The 25,627-nt window shown below is 65.3% G+C and carries 24 protein-coding genes; 6 read left to right on the top strand and 18 right to left on the bottom strand.

What is annotated here, in order from left to right:
• The first annotated feature begins 133 nt into the window (after positions 1 to 133).
• From AC1DN9_RS20585 to AC1DN9_RS20575, 3 genes are all read left to right on the top strand, one after another.
• The gene (locus AC1DN9_RS20585) at positions 134 to 631 is read left to right on the top strand and encodes a hypothetical protein (protein WP_478103317.1); all 498 of its coding nucleotides are present in this window, start codon (positions 134 to 136) and stop codon (positions 629 to 631) included.
• A gap of 127 nt (positions 632 to 758) precedes the next feature.
• Positions 759 to 1,220, top strand: coding sequence for a peptidase associated/transthyretin-like domain-containing protein (locus AC1DN9_RS20580; protein WP_478103316.1), 462 nt, complete (start codon positions 759 to 761; stop codon positions 1,218 to 1,220).
• A 151-nt stretch (positions 1,221 to 1,371) separates the two neighbouring features.
• A complete protein-coding gene (locus AC1DN9_RS20575) occupies positions 1,372 to 2,553 on the top strand; it encodes a metallophosphoesterase (protein ID WP_478103314.1) in 1,182 nt (393 codons plus the stop codon).
• A gap of 3 nt (positions 2,554 to 2,556) precedes the next feature.
• Here AC1DN9_RS20575 and AC1DN9_RS20570 read toward each other — a convergent pair whose 3' ends face one another.
• From AC1DN9_RS20570 to AC1DN9_RS20495, 16 genes are all read right to left on the bottom strand, one after another.
• Positions 2,557 to 3,057, bottom strand: a complete 501-nt coding sequence (locus tag AC1DN9_RS20570) for a polyhydroxyalkanoate granule-associated phasin (RefSeq protein ID WP_478103313.1) — start codon at positions 3,055 to 3,057, stop codon at positions 2,557 to 2,559.
• Between the two features lie 70 nt (positions 3,058 to 3,127).
• The gene (locus AC1DN9_RS20565) at positions 3,128 to 3,880 is read right to left on the bottom strand and encodes a TIGR03915 family putative DNA repair protein (protein WP_478103311.1); all 753 of its coding nucleotides are present in this window, start codon (positions 3,878 to 3,880) and stop codon (positions 3,128 to 3,130) included.
• A gap of 91 nt (positions 3,881 to 3,971) precedes the next feature.
• The gene (locus AC1DN9_RS20560) at positions 3,972 to 4,967 is read right to left on the bottom strand and encodes a lysylphosphatidylglycerol synthase domain-containing protein (protein WP_478103310.1); all 996 of its coding nucleotides are present in this window, start codon (positions 4,965 to 4,967) and stop codon (positions 3,972 to 3,974) included.
• Complete coding sequence (clsB, locus tag AC1DN9_RS20555; RefSeq protein ID WP_478103309.1) at positions 4,967 to 6,208, bottom strand: cardiolipin synthase ClsB; 1,242 nt, start codon at positions 6,206 to 6,208, stop codon at positions 4,967 to 4,969. The genes AC1DN9_RS20560 and clsB overlap by 1 nt, the downstream gene beginning before the upstream one ends.
• Positions 6,209 to 6,269: 61 nt before the next feature.
• Entirely contained in the window at positions 6,270 to 7,025 is a 756-nt protein-coding gene (locus tag AC1DN9_RS20550; RefSeq protein ID WP_478103373.1) for an endonuclease/exonuclease/phosphatase family protein, read from the bottom strand.
• 195 nt (positions 7,026 to 7,220) lie between these two features.
• On the bottom strand, positions 7,221 to 7,772 hold the full coding sequence (locus tag AC1DN9_RS20545; RefSeq protein WP_478103308.1) for a Spy/CpxP family protein refolding chaperone: 552 nt from the start codon (positions 7,770 to 7,772) through the stop codon (positions 7,221 to 7,223).
• Positions 7,773 to 7,902: 130 nt separating this feature from the next.
• Positions 7,903 to 8,808, bottom strand: coding sequence for a pirin family protein (locus AC1DN9_RS20540; RefSeq protein WP_478103306.1), 906 nt, complete (start codon positions 8,806 to 8,808; stop codon positions 7,903 to 7,905).
• 49 nt (positions 8,809 to 8,857) lie between these two features.
• Entirely contained in the window at positions 8,858 to 9,592 is a 735-nt protein-coding gene (locus AC1DN9_RS20535) for an aspartate/glutamate racemase family protein (RefSeq protein ID WP_478103305.1), read from the bottom strand.
• Positions 9,592 to 10,482, bottom strand: coding sequence for an ABC transporter permease (locus tag AC1DN9_RS20530; protein ID WP_478103304.1), 891 nt, complete (start codon positions 10,480 to 10,482; stop codon positions 9,592 to 9,594). Before AC1DN9_RS20530 ends, AC1DN9_RS20535 begins: the two co-directional genes overlap by 1 nt.
• A complete protein-coding gene (locus AC1DN9_RS20525; protein ID WP_478103302.1) occupies positions 10,479 to 11,396 on the bottom strand; it encodes an ABC transporter permease in 918 nt (305 codons plus the stop codon). The genes AC1DN9_RS20530 and AC1DN9_RS20525 overlap by 4 nt, the downstream gene beginning before the upstream one ends.
• Positions 11,397 to 11,517: 121 nt before the next feature.
• A complete protein-coding gene (locus tag AC1DN9_RS20520; protein WP_478103301.1) occupies positions 11,518 to 12,789 on the bottom strand; it encodes an ABC transporter substrate-binding protein in 1,272 nt (423 codons plus the stop codon).
• Positions 12,790 to 12,854: 65 nt separating this feature from the next.
• Positions 12,855 to 13,967: an ABC transporter ATP-binding protein gene (locus AC1DN9_RS20515; RefSeq protein WP_478103300.1), complete on the bottom strand. Its 1,113-nt coding sequence runs from the start codon at positions 13,965 to 13,967 to the stop codon at positions 12,855 to 12,857.
• A gap of 87 nt (positions 13,968 to 14,054) precedes the next feature.
• Positions 14,055 to 15,335, bottom strand: a complete 1,281-nt coding sequence (locus AC1DN9_RS20510; RefSeq protein WP_478103299.1) for a biosynthetic peptidoglycan transglycosylase — start codon at positions 15,333 to 15,335, stop codon at positions 14,055 to 14,057.
• A gap of 7 nt (positions 15,336 to 15,342) precedes the next feature.
• Positions 15,343 to 15,915: a hypothetical protein gene (locus AC1DN9_RS20505; RefSeq protein ID WP_478103297.1), complete on the bottom strand. Its 573-nt coding sequence runs from the start codon at positions 15,913 to 15,915 to the stop codon at positions 15,343 to 15,345.
• Positions 15,896 to 16,798, bottom strand: a complete 903-nt coding sequence (gene xrtQ / locus AC1DN9_RS20500) for an exosortase Q (RefSeq protein WP_478103296.1) — start codon at positions 16,796 to 16,798, stop codon at positions 15,896 to 15,898. The genes AC1DN9_RS20505 and xrtQ overlap by 20 nt, the downstream gene beginning before the upstream one ends.
• A 12-nt stretch (positions 16,799 to 16,810) precedes the next feature.
• Positions 16,811 to 18,877, bottom strand: a complete 2,067-nt coding sequence (locus AC1DN9_RS20495; protein WP_478103295.1) for a VIT and vWA domain-containing protein — start codon at positions 18,875 to 18,877, stop codon at positions 16,811 to 16,813.
• A 325-nt stretch (positions 18,878 to 19,202) separates the two neighbouring features.
• Between AC1DN9_RS20495 and AC1DN9_RS20490 the strand changes: the two genes are divergently transcribed.
• Both AC1DN9_RS20490 and AC1DN9_RS20485 read left to right on the top strand, forming a co-directional pair.
• Positions 19,203 to 21,593 (top strand): penicillin-binding protein 1A, encoded by a 2,391-nt coding sequence (locus tag AC1DN9_RS20490; RefSeq protein ID WP_478103294.1) that lies wholly within the window; start codon positions 19,203 to 19,205, stop codon positions 21,591 to 21,593.
• Between the two features lie 63 nt (positions 21,594 to 21,656).
• The gene (locus tag AC1DN9_RS20485; protein ID WP_478103292.1) at positions 21,657 to 22,262 is read left to right on the top strand and encodes a hypothetical protein; all 606 of its coding nucleotides are present in this window, start codon (positions 21,657 to 21,659) and stop codon (positions 22,260 to 22,262) included.
• Here the strand turns inward: AC1DN9_RS20485 and creC are convergent.
• Both creC and creB read right to left on the bottom strand, forming a co-directional pair.
• Positions 22,256 to 23,695 carry a two-component system sensor histidine kinase CreC gene (gene creC, locus AC1DN9_RS20480; protein ID WP_478103290.1) on the bottom strand — a complete coding sequence of 480 codons (1,440 nt, stop codon included), beginning with the start codon at positions 23,693 to 23,695 and terminating at the stop codon, positions 22,256 to 22,258. The genes AC1DN9_RS20485 and creC overlap by 7 nt on opposite strands.
• Positions 23,696 to 23,699: 4 nt before the next feature.
• Complete coding sequence (gene creB / locus AC1DN9_RS20475) at positions 23,700 to 24,440, bottom strand: two-component system response regulator CreB (RefSeq protein ID WP_478103289.1); 741 nt, start codon at positions 24,438 to 24,440, stop codon at positions 23,700 to 23,702.
• Between the two features lie 140 nt (positions 24,441 to 24,580).
• On the opposite strand from creB, the gene AC1DN9_RS20470 reads away from it, so the two are divergent.
• On the top strand, positions 24,581 to 25,621 hold the full coding sequence (locus AC1DN9_RS20470) for a cupin-like domain-containing protein (RefSeq protein WP_478103288.1): 1,041 nt from the start codon (positions 24,581 to 24,583) through the stop codon (positions 25,619 to 25,621).
• Positions 25,622 to 25,627 lie beyond the last annotated feature (6 nt).

The following is a 25,627-nucleotide window of genomic DNA, read 5'->3' as shown; positions in this document are numbered from 1 at the left end:
TTTATGACTTTTTCGGCCCCCTGACCGCTGCTCTGTTCGGGAATGCGCGTAAACGCTATTCCTAGCCCGACTCTTGCTAAGCAAAATCTCCGGCGGATTTCACGCCATTTTGAGCAAGAGGACAGCAGAGCAAATGATCCCGACCCGATTTTGCCGGCCCTTGGCGGCCGTCGTCGTCTTTGGTGCATTCACGTCGGCGCAGGCGCTGACGAATCCGCCCATCAAGGTGGCGCAGGGCATCGAATACATGTGCGGCGGCAGAAGCGGCGATGAAGCGGCATTCATGAAGACTGTGTCGCCCCGCTGGGCAGCCACGCTCGAGTTCGGCATCACGCGATCCGGTTCAGGCGTTCGGTTTCCGTCCGACGTGAACGTCGTGGTGCGTGAACGGTATTCCGGCAGGGAGGTGATGCAGGCTTCCACCGGTTCGCCCTTCATGCTGGCCCGCCTCAATCCGGGTGCCTACGATGTCGAGGCGACAATGGGCGGGGTGACGCTCTCCCAGCCGCTGGTGGTCTTCAACGGCGTCGGGTCGAAGGCGGTATTCATGTGGCCATCGAACGTTGATTTCGCGTCGGCGATGGGCTTGCCGCGGCCTGAACACCAGGCTTCCGCCAGCACAGGCGACTGACTCGGCTTCTGATGGCCGGGGGTCGCGCGAAACTGCGACCGCAATCAGGTTCTCCTAAGTCTTCTTGCAGATAGTGTTGGCGTGAAGTTCGCTTCACACTCATTACGGCAACAAGAAGGGCATCGCGATGAGAACCAAGCGTTTCTGGAATCCCGTGGCCAGCCTGGCCATCGGCGGCGTGTCATTTTTCGGTGCACTGGCGGCACACGCGGTCTACAACCCCCCGATCCACATGATGAACGGCGTCGAGTACATGAGCGGCGGCGTGAGCAGTGACGAGGCCGAGTTGATGGAAACCGTTGCGCCCCGATGGCCGGCTACCTTCGAATTCGCCATCAAGGACGCGAAACGGGCGGATTTCGCCGCCGAGGTCGAGGTGACGGTGCGAAATGCGTCCGGCGAGACGGTATTGAGCCGCGTCGTGTCCGATGGCCCGTTCTTGGTCGCGCGGCTTGATCCGGGCCGATACGAAGTCGAAGCCACGCTCGGAGGCCAGACGCTGAAACAGCAGGTGGAAATCCTGCCGGGCAGCCCGACACGCACGGTGTTCGTGTGGCCGGCCGGTACGAGCATCGCCGCGCACTCCTGACGTTCGCGGTTTCAGGCGCGCGTTCTCGGTCGCGCGCACGGTTGTCGGACCTGAGATTAAATATGCGCCGGCAGGGTGGCATGCACCTTGAATGTGGGGCTTCCTGCTCGCACATGTGGGGTCCGGGTTTTGCCCGTCCTGCCAGGCTCCGATGCCGCTTCGACCCCTGATCCTTCTCATTACGCTGCTGCACGTCTACATCGGCGTGCGGCTGCTGCCTTCGCTCGCCGGCCATGGGGCCGGCTGGTCATTGCTGCTGGCGGCGCTGGTCGTGTCCGCGGCAACCATGCCGCTTCCGTTCGTCGGCATGCGTTCCGAACGCCGGCAGTTCGCCGACGGCTGGAAATGGATCGGGCTACTGAGCATGGGGTGGTTTTCATCCATGTTCGTGCTCACGATGGTGCGCGATGCCGGCTTGCTGCTGACTTGGCTCACGACGCTGGCGCTTGGCTGGACGATCGATTGGTCGCGATGGCAGGACCTGAGCGCCGTCACGGTCCCGCTGTTGGCCACGGGGACTTCGCTGATTGGCTTTCTCAATGCGCGGCGCACGGCCAATGTGGTGCGCGTCGACGTGCCGATCCGAGACCTGCCGTCCGCGCTGGACGGATTCACGATTGCGCAGCTCAGCGACATCCATGTGGGGCCGACCATCAAGCGCGGCTATATCCAGCGCATCGTCGATGCCGTCAACGGCTTGAGTGCCGACATGGTCGCGATCACCGGCGACCTGGTCGACGGCACGGTGCCGGAATTGCGTGATCACATTGCGCCACTCCAGGGTTTGCGCGCCAAGCACGGCACTTTCGTGGTGACCGGAAACCATGAGTACTACGCCGGCGTTCATGCGTGGGTCGACGAACTGCGTCGGCTGGGGCTTCGCGTGTTGCTGAACGAACATGTCGTCCTGCAGACGCGCAACGTGAAGGGCGCGCAGACCGACGAGGAAGTGCTCGAGAGCGCGCTATTGGTGGCTGGGGTGACGGACTACACCGCGGTGCATTTCGATGCCGAGCATGCGAGCGATCCGCAGCGCGCATTGCTCGACGCGCCTCCGCTGGTTCACACGCGTGTGCTGCTTGCGCACCAGCCGCGCAGCGCGCCAGCCGCCGCCGAGGCGGGCTACCACCTTCAGCTTTCGGGCCATACGCACGGCGGACAGTTCTTTCCGTGGAATCTGTTCGTCCCGCTGCAGCAGCCCTTCACGGCGGGCCTGCACAAGTTGCACGAGATGTGGGTCTACACAAGCCGCGGCACCGGCTATTGGGGGCCGCCCAAGCGTTTCGGTGCGCCTTCGGAGATTACGTTGCTGCGGCTGATCGCGGCGCGCTGAGGTTCACGCAGCCTGTTCGCCGGCAAGCCGGCGCGCATTCGACGTCGCCTTGGCGTGGATCGGCTTGAGCCCACGCTGCACGATGCGGGCGCCGGCGCTGGTGAACTGAGTGACTACTGCGGCCGATCGTGCGGCGGCGGTTCCGAGTGCTTCGGCGTGCCTCAAGGCCTGTGCGGCGGTGACGCTGGTGGACAACGAGAAGAGCGCCACGCCGCTGCCCAGCCAATGGCGGACCGCCCGATTGATGAGAGCGAATTGCGTTGTGTGAATCTGGTTCGCCATCGCGGCACCTGCCTCGCTCGCCGCGGCCAGTTTCTCGTGGCCCATGAGCTGAAATTCGGCGAGATCGTCATCGCTCGGCGTGAGCCCGGCGCGGGCGATGCGCTCGGTACGCATCTGGATGACCGAGCCGGACGACAGGAGCATCTCGTTGGTCTTGACGGCGACGTCGGCCCACAGCATGAGCGGATTGAAAAAGCGGGGGGAAGAGATGTCGTGCGTCATGGAACGTTGTGTGCTGGGTGTCAGAGCACTATAGACTTTCGCCGCCAAAATTGCTGCATTGCAACATCGATTAAGGATGGAGTCCTACTCGTGAGTTCGACGACCGTCGAGTGTCGCTGCGATTCGCCGTCTCGGGCGCGACGCTGGTTCGCGCAGTATCGAAAGCCTCGCGGTAGTGCATGAGCCACTGGCCGTCGCTGGCTTCGCGTGGGATCGACTGCCGAATGCCCGGTCTGAATTCCAGCGTTTCGCAATTCCATCGAACGCTGCATGCCGGCGTGAGGATCGCCCAGCGGACCTGCGCAAATCGACGAGCGAAGAACGGCGCGATCCCCTCGACGATGTAATGGTCGGGTTCGTACCACGCGATGTGCAACGACTCCCCGGCGATCCCTTCTTCGACGGGTTTGAAGCGGACGAGCGCCTTCATCCTCTGGATGTCGCGACGCACCGCCTGGGCCATGTGAACCGCACGCACGCGGTCGCCGTCCAGCGGGGTGCGGCGCAAGCCGGGCTCGTGGACGAGTCGCCACAGCAGCCGATAGAGGAGGCCGAAGCGATCCGGGTCGTTGTTGAGGATGACGATGTCGCACAACGACATGAATGAACGTGGCAGAAAGAGATTGATCCCGCCGTGCGGCCTGTCGGCAAGATGCCCATTCACGGCATTTCCTGCTCCTTGCGAAAGGACGGTGGCGATCCCCGGCGGCGCATGCCATTGCACCTCCTCCGGCGAAACAAGCGCCGCGAGCAGGGCCCGGGCTTCGCGCCGGAACCCGTTCAGGTCGGTCTGGCTCGCAAGGGTGACGGAATGAAGCGACATGCCCTCAAGTTAGGTCTCGCTTCATGGCCTTCCTGTAGGCGATAAGCCGTAAATCAGCGAAGGATGCGCTGGCTTCGCTGACGCAGGGTTGTCAGGACAGAGGCGCTGGCGATGGCCGACGCAGGCGCCTGGCGTGCACTTCCGTCACGAGATAGACCACGCAGGCCACGATCAGCGGCAGGAGGTAGTAGAGCGCGCGATACGCGAGCAGTGAACCGAGCAGCTGGTCCTGCGAGAGCCGGTGCGACAACAGCGCGAGGAAGACGGCTTCCAGCACGCCCAACCCGCCGGGGACATGCGTGATGACGCCCGCCACCGCGGCGACGAGGAACACCGCAAGCACTGTCGGGTAAGGCAATCGTTGCTCGAGCAGGAACCAGATCACCCCGCCCATCAGCGACCAGTTCGCGCAGGAAATGACCAGCTGAAGCAGCGCGATGCGCAGCGGCGGCGTGTCGAGCTCGTGACCGCGCACGCGCCAGGTGTGCTCGCGGGCGATGGCGCACAGCGTCAGGTAGGCCAGCCCGGCGAGTATCAGCACTGCGCCGAGGATGCGCAGGCCCTCGTCGCCGATCTTCCAGTCCGGGGGCAGGGACATCGGCCAGAAGCAGAAGGCCGCGCCGGCGACCACGACATAGCCGAACCAGTTGGTCAGCATGCTGAAGCCAAGCACGCGCGTGATCGTGTTGCTGTCCAACCCGAGCCGTGAATAAAGGCGATACCTGAAGGCGACGCCGCCCACCAGCGCGCCGAGGTTCAGGTTGAATGCGTAGCTGATGAAGGTGACGCTCATCACCGGCCCGGTGCGGAGCCGGTGGCCCGTCATTCGGCGGCCGAGCAGGTCGTAGGTGCTGTAGAGCGCGTGGCTGCAGGCGGCGAGGCCGGCAGCCGCGAGCAGCATAGGCAGCGGGATCTCCCGCACCGATGCCAGTACATTGCGCCAGTCGATGGTGCGGGCCTGTCGCACGACCAGGAAGACGACCAGTGCGAAGAACACCCATGCGGCGATGCGCTTCGCGCGGTGCCAACCGTCCGACGCAGCGGCGCGTGACGGCGCGACGACGCCCGTTGCCGGAGTGTTGGCCATCACGCCGCGTCCGTCCGGGTCGCGCCGGAGCCGCCCGGGCGGGGTCCTTCGAGCGGCTTCAGCCTCGGTGCATGGCGTGGCAGCCACCCGGCCCACGCCGGATACCAGCGCAACAGGTGGAAGATGAAGAAGCTGCGCACCAGTCGCCAAGCGCTCCAGTCAGTGAGGTCTGCGGCCTGGATCTGGTTGCAGTTGTGCTGCATGAGCGCATCGAGTCGATCCCACAGGATCTGGTTAAAGGCCTTGTCCCGCACGATCACGTTCGCCTCGAGATTGAGCGACAGGCTGAGCGGGTCGAGGTTGCTCGACCCGACGGTGCTCCATTGATCGTCCGCCAGAGCGACCTTGCCATGCAACGGCCGCTCGCAGTATTCGTAGATGCGTACGCCGGCGTGCAGGAGATGGTGGTAGAGCATGCTGGCCGCCGTCTTGACGATCGGCATGTCGGGATTGCCTTGCAGGATCAGGCGCACATCGACACCGCGCCGGGCCGCGCGTCGCATTTCCTTGATCAAGGTGTAGCCGGGGAAGAAATACGCGTTGGCAATCAAGATACGTTGCCGCGCACTCCGGATGGCAGCCCGGTAGTGGCGTTCAATGTCGTCGGTGTGCCGGCGATTGTCGCGCGTCACGAACTGGACTTCGGCTTCGCCTTGCGCCTCGTCGGCAACATGACTGGAGGCGCTCAGCCGGCGCCTGAACCATCCAGATCCCTTGCCGCCGACCGCAATGGCGTGGAGCACGAAGCGATGGATCTCCGCGACGATCGGCCCCTTGAGCGCCACTGCGTAGTCCTGCTTTGCTTTCGGGCCGAAGTCGAGCAGATGATCGGCGGCGAAATTGATGCCACCGACGAAAGCCGTCGATCCGTCGACGACCACGATCTTCCGGTGCATCCGGCGGAAGACATTGAGGCGTTGTCCGAACAGGCGCGTGCCGGGATCGAAGACGCGCAGCTTCACGCCTGCGGACGTCAGGCCCTCGATGAATTCGGGCGACAGGTCCGGGGAACCGAAGCCGTCGATCATCAGGTCGACCTTCACGCCCCTTTGCGCCGCCGCTCGCATGACGGCATGGAGCGCCTTGCCGACCTTGTCCTCGAACAGGATGAAGGTCTCGACGATGACTTCGCGCCGTGCACTGCGGATGGCCTCGAACACGCGCGGGAAAAACGTCTCACCGTTTTCCAGCAACTCGACGCGGTTGCCCCCGATCCAGCGCTGACCACCGGCTGCGCTCATAAGCTAACCTCCGTGCTGCGCACTGCGGTGCGAGCTTGCTTGGGGCGGCCCGGCGCGGCGCTCATAGCTCGATCTCCGCGACGAGCGGCGCATGGTCCGACAGGTGCGACCAGGGCCTTCGCGGCAGCACGATGGGAGCGTGCACGGCCGCGTTGCGCACGTAGATGCGGTCGAGCGGCAGTACCGGAAACCGTGCCGGAAAGGTCCTGGCCGCGCTGCCGTGCGCGAGGACGAACACCTCCCGCAATGAAGCGCCCGCTTCGAGAATGCGATGGGCCTTGCCGCGCCAGTCGTTGAAATCGCCGGCCACGATCAAGGGCGCGTCGGCCGGCACCTCGTCACGCACGATATGGCAGAGCAGTTCGAGTTGTTCCTGCCGATGGCTCTCGGCCAGGCCCAGATGCGTGCAGATCACATGCACGTCGACCGGCCTTGCCGGCAGCCGCAACACGCAATGCAGCAACCCGCGCTTCTCGGGGCCGGTGATCGATACGTCGTGGTTTCGGTGATGGACGATCGGGAACTTCGACAGCACCGCGTTGCCATGGTGTCCTTTCGGGTACACGGCGTTGCGGCCATAGGCGAACTGGGGCCACATCGTGTCGGCCAGGAATTCGTAATGCGGGGCCTCGGGCCAGTTGTCGATCTTGCGTGAATGACGCGAATGCGTGCCGAGCACCTCCTGCAAGAAGACGACGTCCGCACCCACCGTGCGCACCGCGTCCCTGAGTTCGGGGAGGATGAACTTGCGGTTCAGCGCCGTGAAGCCCTTGTGGGTGTTCACCGTCATGACTTTGAGCGAAGTCGGCAGGGGCATCACGGCCGCCGTATGGGACGAGGGCTTCACAGATGAAGTTTGTAAGCTGACCAACGTCCGCCAAGTGTAGGAACGCGCGACGTTCTTCGCCAGACCGCGAGGAACATGGGCCTGTTCCTACAGCGATGGGCATAGCGCCATGCAATAAGCCCGCGACGCTTGCACGTCGTGGGCTTATTGATGGAGGCGAGGCGATCAGCTCTTGGCTGGCGCAGCCGGGTGGTGGCGGCCGCCGTGTTCACCATGCTCGCCGCGATCGCCGGGACCGAAGCGTCGCATCGCCTCCGCGTCGAAGGTCTTCTGCTGATCCGGGGTCAGCCCGGCGTAGAAGCTGCGCGTGGCGTCGGCGCGCTTGGCAAACATGGCGGTGCGTTCCGCCTGACGCGATTGCATCAGGTCCAGGCGTTGCGGCGTGGTCAGCTTGGTGAACTCCTCGCGATCCATGCGGGGTTGGCCGGCGGGGCGCGCCGGCGGCTGCTGTGCGGCCGAGAACGTGCTCCACGCGCCTTCCTGCGCCGGGGTGAGCTTGAGCTTTTCCTTCAGGGCTGCGAGATGCTGAGCACGGCGCTGCTGCATCTGCTCGAAGCGCTGCGCGCGGTCAGGCCGTGCGTGCGACGGATTGGCGCCGGACTGGGCTTGGGCGGGTGGCGAAGCAGGTGCCGCCGGGGCTTGCGCGAAGGCACCCGTCGAAGCGAGGGTGGCAGCCAGCAGACCGGCACAGAGAAGGCTTTTGCGAGACGAGATCATGAGAGTGCTTCCTTTCGAAGAAGCCCGCCGCCGATGGGCAGCAGGTGAAGGCAAGTGTGGCGATCCCATGTTTCCCGACCGTGAGGGCCGAGTTAGCCTGCGTAAAGATAGGTGAACGAGGGCGAGCCACTCAGGCGAACTTGCCGTTCTGGAAGTCGTGCACGGCCTGCGTCACCTGTTCTCTCGTGTTCATGACGAAGGGGCCGTATTGGGCGATCGGCTCATGCAGCGGATTGCCGGCAATCAGCAGCACACGGGCCGGACTGTGATTGGACGCCGGCGCACGCAGCGCCACGCCGTCGCTGCCCGGTTCGTTCGCGAGGATCACCATTCGCTTTGTGGGGACCTCGCTGCTTCCGATGTAGATCGATTCGCGGAACACGTAGACCAGCGCGTTGTACTTCTCCGGCAGCGGCTGCGCGAACTCGGAGCCGGGCGGCAGCGTGATGTCGAGGTAGAGCGGCTCGGTATGTTCGCGCTGCATCGCGCCCGCGACGCCGTGGCTTTCGCCGGCGATGACACGCACGTGAACACCGGCCGGCGTGGTGAATTCGGGTATCTCTTCACTTTGAATGTCGCGATACCAGGGCTCGCGCATCTTGTCCTTGGCCGGCAGGTTCAGCCAGAGCTGAAAGCCTTCCATGAGACCTTCTTCCTGCTCGGGCAGCTCGCTGTGCACCAGGCCGCGGCCGGCCGTCATCCATTGCACGCCGCCGTTCGACAGCAGCCCTTCATGGCCGTGGCTGTCGCGGTGGCGCATGCGCCCGGAGATCATGTAGGTCACTGTTTCGAAGCCTCGATGCGGGTGGCTCGGAAAACCGCCGATGTAGTCGCCGGGGTTGTCACTGCCGAAGGCATCGAGCATCAGGTAGGGGTCGAGACGCTGCTGCAGGGGCTGGTGCAGCACCCGCGTGAGCTTGACGCCGTCGCCGTCGCTGGTGGAAACGCCCGCGACGATCTGGTCGACGCCACGGGGTTGGGCGAGCGCAACCGGTTCGACCGCGTGCGCGTTGTGGGCATGGTGTGGGGTGGTCATCGAAAGATGGTGGCACGGTCGGGACGACCGCGCTAGGGGTGGGGACGCCTCAACCGAGCGCTTCAAGTTCCCAGGACACGCTTTGCCAGGCGATACCGAAGCCCTTTGCCGTCACGCGCGAGGTGGCTGGCGCTTGCGTTGTAGACAGCGCCCATTCCGCGCCGGCATCTACGCTGTCGACGAGCGGCACCGGCACCGCGGCGGCGATTTCGGCTGCCATGCCGGCCAGGCTTGCGCCGCCGAGGATGACCGCCTGCGCGTCGAAGCGCACGATCGCCTCGCGGCACGCTTCGGCGAGCAGGGCGTGGGCACCAGCCGGGTCGGCGGCGAGTTGCGCGCCGGTCGGTGCGACTGTATGGATGCCCGCGAGCGATGTCGAAAACCCAAGCGACCAGGCCAGCCGTTCGAGCATCGGCCGCCACGGCTCGCCCCCGGTGACGACGGCGAATCGGCCATACCTCTTTGCGAACTGAAACGCGGCTTCCGCGAGGCCGCTGACCGGCAAGCCCGCGCCATCGCGCATAGCGAACAGGCCGGGGTCGCCGAAGCAACCGATCAGCACCGCGTCGGGCCGCTGGCCGTGCGCATGCGCGACGGCCCATGCGTCGAGCGTCGCGTGTTGCGCCACTGCGTAGCTGGCTTCGCTGGCGATGTAAGGCGCGCCGAAGCGGGCGGTGACCGTATGAATGTCCAGCGCGGGGCCGGCCTTTGCACGCAGATGGCGTTCCAGCAACTGGCTGACCGAAGCCGAAGTGTTGGGGTTGATGACGAGCAGGCGGGCCATCAGCGACGACGCGTGGCCCGCCTGCGCAGCAGTGCCGCGGTACCGAGCGCGATCCCCATCACGGCGAATGAGACGACGGTGGTCACCGTGCCGAGCGCGTAGATGGACGGTGTCGTCACGGTCGATGTGAGGCCTTGGAGTTCGAGCGGCAGGGTATTGACGTCGCCGATGGCCTGCGAGGTGCGCGCGATCTCGTCCCAGCTGAGCGTGAAGCCGAACATGCCGATGCCGACCACGGACGGCCCGATCAGCGGCAGCACGACGTGGCAGAAGGTCTGCCATGGTGTCGCGCCCAGATCGCGGGCGGCTTCTTCATACGCCGGATTGAAGCGGTTGAAGACGGCGAACATGATCAGCAGGCCGAAAGGAAGCGTCCATGTCAGGTGCGCGCCGAGCGCCGAAGTGAGAAGTCCCAGCGCGGTGCCGTAATTTTCGAGCGTGCTGGTCGCATCCAGCGCGGTGAGCACGCCCTTGATGCCTGTGTCGAGCAGGCGGAACTGCAGCCCGATGCCGAGCGACACGATGATCGACGGCATGATCAGGCTCGCCACCGTCACGAAGAAGAGCGCGTTGCCGCCCTTGAGCTTCTTGCGGAACGCCAGGCCCGCCAGCACGGACAGCACCACGGTGAACAGCATCACGACCGTGCCCAGCATCAGCGAGCGCCGGAATGCAGCGGCGATTTCCACCGTGCCGAGCCCTTCGGCCAGCTTGTGGAACCAGTGCAGCGAGACGCCGCGCAACGGAAAGGTGAGGCCGCCTTCCGGGCCCTGGAAGCTCAGCACGAAGATCGTGATCATCGGCCCGTAGAGAAAGAGCACGAAGAGCGCGAAGACGAAGGCCAGTGGCCAGAAGCCCGCCGCGCGTTGTTCGCCGATGCGGTTGCTCATAGCTCTTTGCGGATGTCGACGAGGCGCGTGAGGCCCCAGATGATCATCAGCACCACGGCCAGCAGGATCATCGCGTTCGCCGCCGCCAGCGGGAACTGCAGGTAGGAGGTCTGCACCTGGATGATCTTGCCGACCGAGGCGATCTGCTGGCCGCCCATCACGCCGATGGTCACGAAGTCACCCATCACGATCGTGATGACGAAGATCGAGCCGATGAGGATGCCGGTGCGCGAGAGCGGCACGATCACGTTCCACAGCGTCTGCCAGCCCGATGCGCCGGAGTCGCTCGCGGCTTCGAGCAGCGAGCGGTCGATGCGCATCATCGAATTGAAGATCGGCACGATCATGAACATCGTGTACAGATGCACGAAGGCGAGCACCACCGAGAAGTCGGAGAACAGCAGCCACTCGATGGGCGAGTCGATCAATCCCAGCCCCATCAGGCCCTGGTTCACCAGTCCGTTGCGGCCCAGCAGCGGCACCCACGAGATCATGCGGATCACGTTGGAAGTCCAGAACGGCACTGTGCACAGCACGAAGAGCAGCGTCTGCATCCCCGGCGAACGCACGTGGAAGGCCAGGAAGTACGCAACGGCGAAGCCGATCAGCAGCGTGATGGCCCAGACGAGGACGCAGAACTTGAGCGTGCTGAGATAGGTCGACAGCGTGACGCAGAGGTCGCCGTTGTCGGTGAGATGCGAGCACCCTTCGAAGATGCTCAGGTAGTTGCGCGGCGACAGCGCGGGGATGAGTTCGTACTCGTTGAAACTCCACAGGCTGACCATCGCGATCAGCGCCAGCGGAATCAGGAAGAACAACAGGAACACCAGCGCGAACGGCGCAGCCTGCCACCAGGCCTTGACAGCCCGTTCGGGCGTCGCGCTGTCGTGAACACTGGCAATCTGCGCACTCATCGCAAGCGCAGCAATGCCCGTTCGGGAAACACCGCAGAACCGGCTTTGCCGGGCCGCTGGTGTTGCCCCCCGGCAGGGGGGTGGGCGGCTACACGCAGTGAGCCAACCTGGGGGGCGAGCTTCACGCCGCTACGAACTCGTTCCACTTGCGGACCATGTACTCGTTTTCGTCCATCACTGCGTTCCAGCATGCGATGGCGCCCATGCGTTCCTCGTAGCTGCCGCCGTCGCGCAACGAGCCAGCCTTGGCGATGACGTCGCCTTGCGGGCTCTTGATGTCCTGCGTGGCGGGCTTGCCTTCCATCCAGTAAGCCCATTCGTAGGGCTCCATCTTGGCCTTGGCGGTTTCGAGCACGGCGCTGTAGTAGCCCTGACGATTGAGGTAGGCACCGGCCCAGCCGTCCAGGAACCAGTTGATGAATTCATAGGCGCCGTCGAGCTTCTTGCCTGAGAGCGTGGCCGGCAGGCCGAAGCCCGAAGCCCAGGCGCGATAGCCTTCCTTGAGCGGCTGGAAGGTGCAGTCGATGCCCTTGCTGCGCACGGCCGTGACCGCAGGCGACCACATCGACTGGATCACGACTTCGCCCGAGGACATGAGGTTGACCGACTCGTTGAAGTCCTTCCACAGCGCACGGAACTGACCCGCCTTCTTGGCTTCGATCAGCGTCTTGATCGTGAGGTCGATCTCGGCCTTGGTCATGTTGCCCTTGTCGGCGTACTTGTGGAGGCCCTTGGACTCCACCACCATCGCCGCGTCCATGATGCCGATCGACGGAATGTTGAGGATCGCGGCCTTGCCCTTGAACTCGGGATTGAGCAGTTCGGCCCACGAGCCGATCGGCCGCTTGATCAGGTCGGGCCGGATGCCGAGCGTGTCGGCGTTGTAGGTGGTCGGGATCAGCGACATGAACTGCGTCGGCGACGTCGCGAAAGCCTTGCTCTTCTCGCCTTCGAGGTAGATCACCTTGATCGGCGCCGTCCCCTGGCTGCCGACCTTCTTGCCGGCGACTTCGCCCTTGGTGAACAGCGTGGTGATCTTGTCGGCATTCTTCACGCGCTTGGTGTCGATGCCCTTCAGGTTGCCCGTGGGCACGATCTTCTTGAGCGAGAAGTACTCGGTGTCGAGCAGGTCGAAGCTGTTCGGCGCGGTCACGGCGCGCTTGGTGACGTCGTCGGTGGTGACGGCCACGTACTGGATCTCGATGCCGGTGTCGGCCTTGAACTTCTCGGCGATCGCCTTGTCCTGGTTGACCGCGGTGCCGAGGTAGCGCAGCACGATCTTTTCCTGCGCATGGATGGCCGGAAAGATTCCGGTCGCGAGAATGCCCGCGGTGCCTTGCAGCAGCGTGCGGCGCTGCACGCCGGTGGAGGGTGTTTCGATTTTTCTGGACATGGTGGGTCTCCGAAGAGGCGGTGGTGAGGAAAGGGAAGGGGGCGACGCGGCACGCGTGCGGCTTGTCAGGCCGCCATCGCGGCGAGGGCGGCCAGCGGTTCGTGCCGGGGCATCGGTGTGCCGTCGTTGCGCTTGCCGGGTCGCGCGGCACCGGGGCCCAGCGGACGTGCATCGGCCTCGGACCAACTGAGGCGCACGCTCTCGCCGACCTCGTAGGTGCGGGCGACGAAGGCCTGTTCGGACAGCAGCACCGAGACGCTGCTCTGCGCCGGCCGCACACCTGTGAGCCGCAATCCGAGCAGCACATAGGTCCCTTGGTATTCCACATCGGTCACATGCGCCGGCAGGCCGACTTCCCCGATCGCGCCAGTCTCCGGCGCCATCCGCATGTGATCGTTGCGCACCGCGATCAACCCACCGTGCAGGGCGAAGACGTTGTGGCCTCCCATGAAGCGCGCGACGAATTCGCTGGACGGATGGTTGTAGACCTGATGCGGCGGACCCACCTGCTCGATCAATCCGTGATTCATCACCACCATCGTGTCGGCCAGGGCCATCGCCTCCTCTTGGGAGTGCGTGACGTGGATGAAGGTGAGGCCCAGTTCCTTTTGCCAGCGGCGCAGTTCGGCGCGCATCTGGATGCGCAGGAAAGGGTCCAGCGCCGACAGCGGCTCGTCGAGCAACAGCACGCGCGGCTCGGTGATCAGGGCCCGCGCCAGCGCCACGCGCTGCTGCTGGCCGCCGGAGAGTTCGGCCGGCTTGCGTTCGGCCAGGTGTCCCATCGCGACGCGTTCCAGCAGGTTCTTTGCCCGCTTGTGGCGCTCGCTCTTCGAGACGCCCTTCATCTTGAGGCTGAACGCGACGTTGTCGAGCGCGGAGAGGTGGGGAAAGAGCGCGAAGCTCTGGAACATCATTGCCGTGCCGCGCGCGGCGGCGGGCAGGTTGGTGATGTTGCGGTTGTCGAGCAGGATATCGCCGCCTGACACCGACTCATGACCCGCGACCATCCGCAGCGTCGTGCTCTTGCCGCACCCAGAGGGGCCGAGCAGGCAGCAGTAGCTGCCGCTGGCGATGCGCAGGTCGATCTGGTCGACGGCGGGTGGCGCACCGGCGGCGTAGCGCTTGGTCAGCGCGACGATCTCAACGGCTGAGGGCGGAGGGGCGGTGACAGCATCCATTGCGGATGCCATCGCAAGACATGTGCCAGCGAAGAAGCCTTCCAGCCGGTCGGCGATGCGCCGTGCTGGTGCGCGGCGCAGCGCGCGTCAAGGTGGTGCGAAGCGGGCTCCGGCTACGTTGCGCAAGAGCGCGTCACGCTGCGATTTGGTGATGCCTCGCACGCCGTCGGCCACCCACTTGGCGCGGTCGACGTTGATGTTGCCGTCCTGCTGCCATTTGCGCACCGCCGCCGCCGGGTTGTTCAGCATGGCGGCCAGCCAGACGGCCTGCGCGGGTTCGAGGTTGCGCGCGGAGCGCTTGAAATAGGTGCGTGCAGCGGTCTCTGCGCCACAGATCTGGGCGCCCCAGGGGGCGTTGTCGAGGTAGAGCTGGAGGATGCGCGCCTTGCCCAGCGTCTGTTCCATTTCGACCGCGTAGAGCAACTCGCGCAGCTTGCGGTCGGCGTTCTGCTGGCCGCCGGTCACCAGGAACTTGGCCAGTTGCTGGGTCAGCGTGCTGCCGCCACGCGCGACCTTGGAGGCGTTCTGATTGGCTTCCAGCGAGGCGGCGAGTTCCGTGAGGTCGTAGCCCGGATGAGTAAAGAAGCGCTGGTCTTCGGCGGCGATGACGGCGCGGGCTAGCCAGTTTTCGCTTGTGAGCCGGCTTGGTGTACCGCAACTGCTGCGTGCGTTGGCGATCGCCTCGGTGCCCAGGCCGTCGACGGTGAATTGGGAAATCTGCGGCTGCATGGCGAACGTTCCGGCGGGCAGCGTGACCTGGGCGCGGAGGCCCAGCGTGCCGCCGATGCGCGCCCGCCGCAGTTCGGCGAGGTCGGGTGCAAGGACTGCGTACCAGCTGGCAATGGGCGCTTCCGCCACGTTGATGTTCAGGTGCAGGGTTTTCTGAGTCAGGCGGCCGTCCCATCGGGCACGGAGCGTGTCGTCGCCCTTGCCATCCGGGGCCGCGGGCGTTGGACCGGAAGGCGAGGCTTCGAGGTTGCCGCCCAATGTGCCGCCGTCGCGCCGCACACTCGCCTTGAGGCGCTCGAAACGGATGGGCGCACTGCCGAGCGCGGGCACCGTGGCGGCGCAGGGTGCGCATTTCAGCTCGAGCGTGGCGGAGGGCTCGTTCCAACCGAATGTGAGCGGGCCGAACTTGGTGTCGAGGGTGCGTCCGGCGATCCAGGGTGCGAACCACGAGGAAGTTGCCAACCGGATGGCCGTCGGGACGCCGACATCGAATGACACCGGCCCGGCCTTGACGCGTGCGGACCATTCGTCGGGGCCGGGGGCCAGTGCCAGTCTCACGATCAGGAACGCGGCGACCGCGACCGTCAACACCAGGGCCAGGGTCGCGAAGAAAAGGTAAAGCAGTGCTTTTTTCAGCAAATCTCTCTCACTCGATCGGTCTCGCCAGGGTCACAGCTTGCCATGGCCCGTTCGACCGGCCGCTGGCTGCCGCCCAGTACCAGGCTGAAGTGTCGGTGAAAGCGCGGCCTTCGGCATCGACGATTCGCTCGCAGACATGCAATTTCTGCCCGTCGGCGCGCTCGGCGACGAAACAGCGCCACAGTCGGGCGTGGATATCGCGCTCCAGGCGTGCCTGCGCGAGGCCGTAGCCCAGCGCCCGGTAACAGTCGGCCGCCGGATGCAGCATGCGGGTGGGCTTGTCGACCCGGCGCATGACGAGGATCTGCTGACCATCAGTCATTCGCGCGATGGCTCCCGGAAAGTGCGCCGCGAAACGCTGCTCCACGTCGCCCAGCGCCAGGGGGCGGAGCGGTTCGCCGTCCCAGTCGGCTGGCCATTCCTGGAACGGGGTGCTGGCGGCGGGCTCGGGCCGGGCGTGCAGCACGTTGGCAGCGGACCAGACCACACACAGCAGCATGACGAGGGCGAAGGCTGACTTGTGGGCGATCCGGTTGACGAATCGATTGGCGAACCAGCGTTCAAAGAGCGTGATCGACACGGCGAGCTCCTGTGGGTGTGGAATGGATGCGGGCCATCACCCCGGCCATCACCCCAGCGATACCGCCGCAGACCAGCGCGAGAAGCATCAGTCCGAAAGCGTCGTGCAACCAGGGCGGCGGCGCATGGCCTGCACCTTCGAGCGCCACGAGCACGCTGTTGCGCACGATGTTGCCGGCCAGCACCAGCAAGCCCACGCCAGGTAGCCGGGCGAGAAAGCCACGGTCGTCGCGTCCGGCCCATAGCGCCACCACACAGGCCGTGAAGTAGCCGAGCCAGACCATCTGCACGCCGGAGCAGGGTGCATCAACGATCACCAGTTGTCCGTCGACCAGCAGGCTGCTGCCTTCGCGCACCACGCTGAAGCCAGGCGCCAGCAACCAGCGGCTGGCTTCAGCCATGAGCACCCGCAAGGGGTAGCCCGCGTAGAACTGAAGCGAAGAGAGCAGCGGCAACGCGAGCACTGCAAGCCCTGCGACAGGCAGCGCGGCCACGCGCTTCGGAAGGAAGGCAAGCAGTCCGCTGGCCAGGGCAAGCACCGCGACGAGACCGGCGGCCAGCGGTGGAAGCGAAGGCAGCGGGCCTGCGCCTGTGCGCAGAAGCGTCGCAGCCAGTGTGCCGAACGCGGCCACCGCCAGCCAGCCGAGGCAGGGCGCAGGGCGCAGCTCGCGCCGCAATGTCCAGGTCAGGATGGCCAGCGCTACGAGCGCGAGCAACCCAAGCGGATCGTCGGAGCCATCGCGCAGGCGCTGGACCATCCAGATCCAATGCGGTGCGAGCGCAGCGGCTTGCAAGGCCAGCCAGCCGGCGGCCGGTGCGCGATCGAGCTGGATGCCCCAGTCGATGACGCGCGGGTGGGTGTGTGCGAGGGCGGCGAGGGTCATGGCGTTGTCTCCTCAGGAGGTGAGTCGACGCGTGTCGTTGCGGCGTGCGCGGCGGCGCAGCATCGCCAGCATCGACAACACCACCGCGACCGCGCCGAGCATTTCGGGCTCCGGCGTGCTCGGCACTTCGGCGCCCAGGCCTTGACCAACTGCCAACTCGCTGACGCCCTTGGGCAGCGGCAACGGCTGGTCGATGCCGACGCTGTTTTGCGGTGCGGCGTTGCGCACCACCTGGTCGACCGCAATGAAGCTCGTGTACTGCGTGAGCAGGCTGTAGCGCAGGCCGAGATCGGTGATGCGCTGGCGGAAGTCGTCGCCGCCTTCCAGCGCTTCCTGGTCGCTGAGGCTTGCGATGCGATGGCGGGCCCAGAGGCTGCGCAGCGCGGCGGCGTCCTGGCGCGTCCGGGGATCGACCTTCAGGTCCTGGCGGTACGGGCCGCTGGCGCTGCGGCCTTCGATCACGACGCGGCCCTTCGCCTCGCCACGCCACTTGCCGAACACGATCACCGGACGTTCGCCGAGCACGTCGGGCAGCGCGGCGGGTTCCACGTCGTAGACGTCGAGCCCTTCAAACCGGGCCTTGACGCTGGTGAGCACCGGAGACTCGATCATGCGGCGGAAGCGCGCGGCTTGTTCTGGCGCCTGGACGGGGTCGGTGATGATGAAGGGCTCGCCCATGCCGGCGCGCGCGATGCCTTCCATGAGGTGCCGATTCACCGAGGTTCCGATGCCGAAGGCGAAGACGTTGGCCTTTGAAAGGTTCTTGCGCACCAGCTCGAAGGCTTCGCGCTCGACGGTGACATAGCCGTCGGTCACGACCACGATCGTGCGCGAAATCTCCTCGGCCTTGGGTTCGGCGTAGGCGCGCTTCAGTGCCGGAATCAACTCGGTGCTGCCGCCGCCGTTGTAGTTGCGGATGGTGGCGAGCGCCTGGTCGATGTTGGCGCGGGTGGCGGGCACCGAGTGCGGCGACAGCATGCGGTTGCTGCCTGAAAACAGCAGCACGTTGAATGTGTCGCTGGGTCGCAGGCCGCCGATCAGGCGCTCCAGCACGACCTTGGCGGTGTCGAGCGGAAAGCCGTGCATCGAGCCCGAGATGTCGACGACGAAGATGTAGTCGCGCGGCGTGATGGTGCTGGCAGCCACCGACTTCGGCGGCTCGACCATGGCGAGAAAGAAGTTCTCCGCGTTCTCGCCCTGGCCCTTGTAGAGCATGAGGCCCGATTCGATGCGTTCCCCGGCCAGCCGGTAGTCGAGCACGAAGTCGCGGTTGTCCGCGGGCCCTGCGCTGCGGACGAGCGTGATGTCGGCATGCGCGTCACCGTCGCGCCGGTTGACGTCGATCTCGTGCGTCAGCGAGCGGACTTCCTTGATGCCCAGCGGTGTGTCGAGCGCGACCTTGAGCTTGAACGTGGTGCCCGCCGCAATGTCAGCGCGAAGCGTCGGCTGCGCGACCCAGCGGGCTTGCGCGTTTTCCGATTGCGGGCTGTTGTAGCGCGGGCCCACCACCGTCGGAAACACGAACTGGTAGTTGCCGCCCTGCGGCACCAGCAGCTCGGTGTATCGCAGCTCGACCTTGACGTCGTCGCCCGGCAGGATGTTGGCGACGTTCATCTGGAGCACGTTAGGCAGTTGCTGTTCGAGCAGCGCGGCGGTCTTGCCTTCCTTCTTCGCGTTGTCGTACTCGATCCGTGCCTGCGCCTTCTCGCGGATCTGCGCGGTGATGAGGCGATCGGCAAGGCGCACATTGAGTCCGCTGACCGCCGCCTTGGTCGAGCCAGGGAACACGTACCTCGCCTCGATCGGCCTCTGCCCTTCGTTGCGATACGTCTGCGTGACGGTGACATCGGCGATCACCCCGGAGATCTTCACGTCGACTTCCGTGCCCTTGAGCGGCAGGCGGTCGACTTCGGGATCGTCGCTTTTCACGAAGAAATACGGGCTTTCGGTCTTCAACCGCGGCCCCGGCGCTTCCTGGGCCTGCGCGGGGCGCGCGACGAGCATGACGAAGCAGGCGGCGGCGAGGCCGAATGTGCCGAGCCAGAGCCAGCGGCCGGGGCGGGGTAGGGTGGTTTCCATGACGTTGGTCCTTGTCCCTCGATGGGTGTCGTGCAACAGTGCACGGGAGCCAATGTCGTGGGCCGCCGAGAAGCCAGTTGGAAGCCTGTTTGAAGCTGGCGGCGTTGTGTGAAGTCTGTGTGAAGTCGGCGGCGGGCGGGACTTCATACGGGCTTCAGCTCAATCGGTCAGTATGAAGACTTCGTTTCTTATGCAGTTTCGACGGGGAACTTGAGAATTGTCTGGGCGCTCCTACTCCGGGTCGACCGCGCTATTCATTCGATAGCAATCTGCGCTTCCGCAACGGGCTCTCCGAGCTTTTCCCCCTCCGTCGACACTTCTTGCCATGTCCAAAACATCACCTTCCAGCGGGCCGGCGCAGCCGGGCCGATCGAACCGGCTTCGGCGCATCGCCGTCTGGGGCGGCTCCATTGCTGCGGCCGGAGCGCTCGTCCTGTTGATTGCCGCGGGCATCGCAGTGGTCCTGATCTACCCGAAGCTGCCCAATATCTCGGAGCTCTCCGACTACCGGCCCAAGCTGCCGCTGCGGGTTTTCTCGGCCGAAGGCAACCTGATCGGCGAATTCGGCGAAGAGCGCCGCAATCTCACGCCCTTTGCGGACATCCCCAAGGTCATGAAGGATGCCGTCCTCGCCGTCGAGGACGCGCGCTTCTATGACCACGGCGGCGTGGACTACAAGGGCTTCCTGCGTGCAGCGGTCGCGAGCTTCAAGGGCGGCAGGCAGCAGGGCGCTTCGACGATCACGATGCAGGTGGCGCGCAATGTGTACCTGAGCTCGGAGCGCACGCTGAGCCGCAAGACCTACGAGATCCTGCTGGCGATGCAATTGGAACGCGAGCTGACCAAGGACCAGATCCTCGAGATCTACCTGAACCAGATCTACCTGGGCAGTCGTGCCTACGGTTTCGCCGCTGCGGCCGAAACCTACTTCGGCAAGCCGCTGAAGGACGTGACGGTCGCCGAGGCCGCGATGTTGGCGGGACTGCCCAAGGCGCCCGGCACGAACAACCCGCTGAACAATCCGCGCCGGGCGCGTGCGCGCCAGCTCTACGTGATCGATCGCATGCAGGAGACCGGCTTCATTACCGCCGAGCAGGCGACACAGGCCAAGGCGGAAGAACTGCATCTGCGCGATGCGGCCGACCCGAACCGCCTGCACGCCGAGCACGCGGCCGAGATGGTGCGGCAGATGATGCATGCGCAGTACGGCGACAGCATCTACACGAGCGGCCTCAACGTCTACACGTCGCTGGTCGCCACCGACCAGGCTGCGGCCTACCGGTCGCTGCGCCGGGGCATCATGGACTACGAACGGCGTCAGGCCTACCGCGGCCCCGAGGCCTTCGCAGATCTTCCCGACGATCCCAAGGACCTCGACGATGCGGTGGATGACGCGCTGTCCGACCATCCGGACAACGGCGACGTGATCGCAGCCGTGGTGCTCGATGCGAGCGCCAAGGAGGTCAACGCCGTTCGCGCGAACGGGGAGATGCTGCAGATCACGGGCGACGGCTTGAGGCCCGCGCAGTCGGGTCTGGCGGCCAAGGCGCCTGCCGCCATCAAGATTCGCCGTGGTGCGGTGATCCGCGTCGCGAAGACAGCGAAGGGCGGGTGGGAGATCACGCAGCTGCCCGAAGTCGAAGGCGCATTCGTCGCACTGGATCCGCGCTCCGGCGCAATCAAGGCGATGGTGGGTGGCTTCGACTACGGCAAGAGCAAGTTCAACCACGTCACGCAGGCTTGGCGCCAGCCGGGCTCCAGCTTCAAGCCTTTCATTTATTCCGCCGCGCTTGAAAAGGGATTCACGCCGAGCACCGTCGTCAACGATGCGCCGCTGTATTTTGAAGCGGGCTCCGGCGGACAGGCCTGGGAGCCCAAGAATTTCGAGGGCACCTACGAAGGCCCTATCACGCTGCGTCGTGCGCTGCAGGAGTCGAAGAACCTCGTCACGATCCGCGTGCTCCAGTCCATCGGCGTGGACTACGCGCAGGATTGGATCACGCGCTTCGGCTTCGACCGCGACAGGCATCCGGCCAATCTGCCGATGGGGCTGGGCGCTGGCTCCGTCACGCCGATGCAGATGGCCGCTGCGTATTCGGTGTTCGCCAACGGCGGCTATCGCGTGAACCCCTACCTCGTGACGCGTGTCACTGACCTGCGCGGCAAGGTCCTGCTCGAAACCGAACCGCCGGTGCTCGACGAAGACAAGCGCGCGATCCCGGCGCGCAATGCCTTCGTCATGGGCTCGCTGCTGCAGAGCGTGGTGAATGGCGGTACCGCGACCAAGGCGCGCCAGGCACTCAAGCGCAATGACCTCTTCGGGAAGACCGGCACGACCAATGATTCCTTCGACACCTGGTTCGCCGGCTTCCAACCCACGATGGTCGGCATCGCCTGGGTCGGCTACGACACGCCGCGCCAGTTGGGCGTTCGAGGAGAAACGGGCGGCAGCCTGAGTCTGCCGATCTGGGTCGGCTTCATGCAGACCGCGCTGCAGGGCGTGCCGGTGAGCGAGCCACGCGCCCCGGCGGGCGTGGTCAACGTCGAGGGCGAGTGGTACTTCGACGACTACGCGCCGGGCCGTGGCATCGCAAGCCTCGGCGTCGATACGCAGGCGCAGGCACCGGCGCCAACGGCGGAGGAGCTGGCGGGGGTGCCGGTGAGTCCGCCCGCTCAGCCCGAGGAGCGCAATCGCATCCTCGATCTGTTCAGGTAGCGCGTGAAGGCGAGGGGGTTGCGGAGGTATCTACACTCCACATCCCTCTCTTTTTACGCAGTCATGGAAATTCTGATCCTGGCGGCCTTCCTCGTCGTCGGCGCCTCCATCCTCAAGTCCGCCGACCAGCGTCGTCGCATCGCGTTGCTGGGCAGCCATCTGGGCCACTACCAGATCGAGAAGCTGATGGAAAACCTCACCGAAGGCTATCTGCGTTGCCTCGGTGAAGACGATCCGGAGCGGCGTGCGCAGATCTGGGGCCTCCTGGACAGCACGGAGGAGAAGCTGTCGGGGCAGTTCGACAGCTTTGCGGCGGAATTCGCGAGCGTCGACGAACGCGAGACGCGCGTGAGCAAGCTGCCCATCGCCATCCCTTACGTGCAGCAGTTCTTTCCGGCTGCGACCTTCGATCTGCGCAAGGCATTCGCCATTCACGCACGCGGCATCGCCGACGTGATGCGCAACGATGCGCACCGCACGCCGAAGGACAAGGCCTTCACGATGTCGGCCGAGCTTTTCCTGATGCAGCACACCTGCCACTGGTACTGCAAGTCGAAGACGGTGGCATCCGCACGCATGCTGGCGCGGCACAAGACCTCCTATCAGCAGTTGATCGACGCCGTGAGTCCCGGCACCCGCAACGCCTATCTGGCACTGATCAGTCAGTGATGTGAGAGCAGCGGGAGCGTGAGCGTCGCGAGTGCACCGCCACGTGGCGCGTTGGAGAGTTCGATCCGTCCGCGGTGCAGCGTCGCGATCTCCTTCACGAAGGCGAGGCCGAGGCCGGTGCTCTTCTTGCGGCTGTGCGGCCGCGCGAGCGAATAGAACTTCTCGAACACCTTGTCCTTCGCATAGTCCGGAATGCCCTGGCCGCGATCGCGCACCATGATCCTGGCCTGGCGCGCGCTGGCTTCCAACGCGAGAAGAACCTCCGCGCCCGGCGGCGAGAAATCGATCGCGTTGTCGAGCAGGTTGCTGATCGCGCGGCGCAGCAGAAAGGGATCGCCCTCGACGCTGGCTTCGTTGTGGATAGCGACGTTGACGCGAATGTCGCGCGCTGATGCCGCGGCCTGCGCACCGGCGCCGACCTCCCGCAGCAGCGGCGCGAGCGCGACGGGCTCGCTGCGCTCCAGCGCACGCCGCGTCTCGAGGGCGGTGAGTTCCATCATGCGATCGACGATTTCCTGGATGCGCTGCGTCTCGCTCGCGATGTTGGCGAGGAAGCGCTCGCGCTCGGCCTGAGGCATCGACGGTTCCTGGATCAGTTCCGCAGCGCCGCGGATGGCCGACAGCGGGCTCTTGATCTCGTGCGTGAAGGTCTGCACGTAGTCGGCCACATAGTTGCGGCCGGTGAGCGCGTCGCGCATCTCGCCGATACCGCTGCGCAGCGTGTCCACCGCCCGGCGGACCATGCGCGAGAGGCTCAGGCTGCGCTGGCTGCGCAGCCAGCCGACGTAGTCCGAGATCAAGCCGAATGGCCGGACCAGCCAGATCGACACGATGATCGCCAGCACCAGCAGCGCAAAGGCCGATCCCACGCCGACGCCCAAGGTGCGCGCGCGTGCATCCTGAACGAACTGGCCGAAGCTGCGCACCGGCTTGCCGACGGTGACCACGCCGACGATCTCGTTGTCCCAGCGGATGGGTGCGCCGACGTACATCACGGAAGTCATCGGGTCGCCCTCGATGTCGCGTGAGGTGCGCGCGCCGTAGGTACCGGCAAGCGAGTGGCTGACATCGCTCCACTTCGAATAGTCGGCCCCGGTGCTGCGGCCGAGCGAATCGAAGAGCACGCGGCCATTGCGGTCCGTCACGTAGACACGCAGTTCCACGCGGCTTTTGTGCAGGTTGTAGATCTGCGCCGAGAACTGGCGCGCATAGACCGAGCGGAACAGAGGCTCCAGCCGCGAGATGTTGATGGCGCCGGCGATGACGTCCTGTTCGATCAGGCTCGCCATGAGCTGCGAGGTCTCGACCAGCGATTCCTCGGCCGATTCGCGGTAGCGCGGGTCGATGTCGGCGACGACGCGGTAGAGCAGGAAGGCAATGCCCGCCGTGTAGATCAGCAGGATGCCGATGAAGATGCGGGTTCTTCTCGTCACCCTGTCACGTGCTCGGCGGCAGCTCTTCGTTCAGTGCATAGCCCGTGCCGCGCAGTGTGCGGATCGGTTCGATGTTCGGCGCGATGGCCTTGAGCTTGGCGCGCAGTGTCTTGATGTGCGCGTCGACCGTCCGGTCGTAGCTGTCGCTCGACTCGTCCCACACCAGCCGCAGCAATTCGTCGCGCGTGAAGACGCGGCCGGGGCGCTGCACCATGAGGCGCAGCAGGCCGTATTCGTAGCGCGAGAGTTCGAGGAGGCGACCGTAGTAGCGAATCTGCATCCGCTCGGCATCGAGTGCGAAGGGCATCGCCGGTGCCGGCGGCGGAGCGGGCGTTGACACGACCGGCGCGCCTTGACCGTTGCTGCGTGCGCTGCGCCGCAGGATGGTTCGTACGCGCGCCACCAGCTCGCGCGGCGAGAAGGGCTTGGCGATGTAGTCGTCGGCGCCGAGTTCGAGGCCGACCACGCGATCGATCTCGTCGCTGCGGGCCGTGAGGAACAGCATTGGCACCAGCGATCCGCCGGGCAGCGCCTGCAGCCGCTTGAAAAGCTCGAAGCCATTCATGTCCGGCAGGCCGACGTCGAGAATGGCGAGCGCGGGCGGCTCTGCTGTGAACTGCGCGATCGCCTCCTGCGCCGTCGGGCACCAGACAGGTACGAAGCCGTCGGTCCGCAGGACGTATTGAAGCGTGTCGGCAATGGCGGATTCGTCTTCGGCGATGAGGATGCGCGGGTTGGGGGGCATGGAGGCCGATGGTAGCGATCGTCTGATGACGGGCGGGCTTTGCAGGCGCGCGGGATTGTGATTCGGAAGTGATCCTTTCGACATGTGACGAACGGTAGCTAGGCAGCCCAATGGCTTCCTTGTAGTATCTTTGTATGCAAATGCAAAATTCCACGGACGCCGGGACAACGACCGAAGGCGCGGCGCGCGTCGCGGCTTCGTGGCTTCCCATCGAGCGCGTCGACGGCGACAAGCTGAGCTACGACGATTTCCTTGCGCGCTACATGCATGGCAACCGGCCGGTCGTGATCTCGAACGTCGGCAAGGGCTGGGCGGCCATGCGGACCTGGACGCCGGAGAACTTCAAGAAGCGCTTCGGCAGCCAGGCGGTGGCGATCGGCTATGGGCGGGATATGCCTTTCGATCAGTTCATCGACGAGGTGCTTGCGTCCAGCGCGGAAAAGCCCGGCCCGTACATGTACCGCTCGTTCCTGCACGAGGTGCTGCCTGAACTGCTGCCGGACGTGAGGCCGCAGATCAAGTTTTCCTTTCCGCGGCGCTATGCAAGTCCGCTGATGCCGGAGAAATGGCGCCGTCCGGACGGCTATCTCAAGCTGCTGGTCGGCGGGGTCGGGAGCAAGTTCCCGGTCATGCATTTCGATGGCGAGAACTCGCACGCGGGGATCGTGCAGATCTACGGCGACAAGGAGTTCGTGGTCTTTGCCCCGGAAGACAGCCAGTACCTCTATCCGCGCTCGGCGTTGCCGAACCAATCCATGGTGGACGATCCGGTGATGCAGGATCGCGTGCGCTTTCCGCTGCTCGCCAAGGCAACGCTTTACCGCACGGTGCTGAAGCCGGGCGACATGATCTTCGTGCCGGCGCACTGGTGGCATGCGGCCAGGGCGTTGTCGACCTCGATTTCGACTTGCACCAACATGCTGGACCCGTCGAACTGGAAGGGCTTCCAGGACGAGGTGGTGGCCGTCGAGGCGACCAAGAACTCCGAGGGCGCGGCCAAGGCGTTGGACAAGCGCCTCACGTGGATCGACAAGGTGCTGACGCGGCTGGAAGACTTTCAGCGTCGTTCGCCAGCACTCGCCCGGGCGCTGGTGCTGCCCGCAATGATCGCGCCGCTGTCCGCGGAAACCGCGCCGGACCCTTCGCGGCGGCAGCTTCGAATCCGCATCCCCACCGATTGAGAGTTC

The organism is Variovorax sp. 05L425 (genome assembly GCF_056397705.1).
Note: the sequence above shows the minus strand (reverse complement) of the source record. Positions and strands in the feature narration are given on the sequence as shown.

Excerpts from the sequence above, each read along its gene's own strand:
- AC1DN9_RS20470 (WP_478103288.1), top strand. The coding sequence starts at position 24,581 with ATGCAAAATTCCACGGACGCCGGGACAACGACCGAAGGCGCGGCGCGC.
- AC1DN9_RS20495 (WP_478103295.1), bottom strand. The coding sequence starts at position 18,877 with ATGGAAACCACCCTACCCCGCCCCGGCCGCTGGCTCTGGCTCGGCACA.
- AC1DN9_RS20575 (WP_478103314.1), top strand. The coding sequence starts at position 1,372 with ATGCCGCTTCGACCCCTGATCCTTCTCATTACGCTGCTGCACGTCTAC.
- AC1DN9_RS20520 (WP_478103301.1), bottom strand. The coding sequence starts at position 12,789 with ATGTCCAGAAAAATCGAAACACCCTCCACCGGCGTGCAGCGCCGCACG.
- AC1DN9_RS20490 (WP_478103294.1), top strand. The coding sequence starts at position 19,203 with ATGTCCAAAACATCACCTTCCAGCGGGCCGGCGCAGCCGGGCCGATCG.
- AC1DN9_RS20580 (WP_478103316.1), top strand. The coding sequence starts at position 759 with ATGAGAACCAAGCGTTTCTGGAATCCCGTGGCCAGCCTGGCCATCGGC.
- AC1DN9_RS20560 (WP_478103310.1), bottom strand. The coding sequence starts at position 4,967 with ATGGCCAACACTCCGGCAACGGGCGTCGTCGCGCCGTCACGCGCCGCT.
- AC1DN9_RS20545 (WP_478103308.1), bottom strand. The coding sequence starts at position 7,772 with ATGATCTCGTCTCGCAAAAGCCTTCTCTGTGCCGGTCTGCTGGCTGCC.
- clsB (WP_478103309.1), bottom strand. The coding sequence starts at position 6,208 with ATGAGCGCAGCCGGTGGTCAGCGCTGGATCGGGGGCAACCGCGTCGAG.
- AC1DN9_RS20525 (WP_478103302.1), bottom strand. The coding sequence starts at position 11,396 with ATGAGTGCGCAGATTGCCAGTGTTCACGACAGCGCGACGCCCGAACGG.
- AC1DN9_RS20515 (WP_478103300.1), bottom strand. The coding sequence starts at position 13,967 with ATGGATGCTGTCACCGCCCCTCCGCCCTCAGCCGTTGAGATCGTCGCG.
- creB (WP_478103289.1), bottom strand. The coding sequence starts at position 24,440 with ATGCCCCCCAACCCGCGCATCCTCATCGCCGAAGACGAATCCGCCATT.
- AC1DN9_RS20585 (WP_478103317.1), top strand. The coding sequence starts at position 134 with ATGATCCCGACCCGATTTTGCCGGCCCTTGGCGGCCGTCGTCGTCTTT.
- AC1DN9_RS20485 (WP_478103292.1), top strand. The coding sequence starts at position 21,657 with ATGGAAATTCTGATCCTGGCGGCCTTCCTCGTCGTCGGCGCCTCCATC.
- AC1DN9_RS20565 (WP_478103311.1), bottom strand. The coding sequence starts at position 3,880 with ATGTCGCTTCATTCCGTCACCCTTGCGAGCCAGACCGACCTGAACGGG.
- AC1DN9_RS20570 (WP_478103313.1), bottom strand. The coding sequence starts at position 3,057 with ATGACGCACGACATCTCTTCCCCCCGCTTTTTCAATCCGCTCATGCTG.
- xrtQ (WP_478103296.1), bottom strand. The coding sequence starts at position 16,798 with ATGACCCTCGCCGCCCTCGCACACACCCACCCGCGCGTCATCGACTGG.
- AC1DN9_RS20530 (WP_478103304.1), bottom strand. The coding sequence starts at position 10,482 with ATGAGCAACCGCATCGGCGAACAACGCGCGGCGGGCTTCTGGCCACTG.
- AC1DN9_RS20540 (WP_478103306.1), bottom strand. The coding sequence starts at position 8,808 with ATGACCACCCCACACCATGCCCACAACGCGCACGCGGTCGAACCGGTT.
- AC1DN9_RS20535 (WP_478103305.1), bottom strand. The coding sequence starts at position 9,592 with ATGGCCCGCCTGCTCGTCATCAACCCCAACACTTCGGCTTCGGTCAGC.
- AC1DN9_RS20550 (WP_478103373.1), bottom strand. The coding sequence starts at position 7,025 with ATGCCCCTGCCGACTTCGCTCAAAGTCATGACGGTGAACACCCACAAG.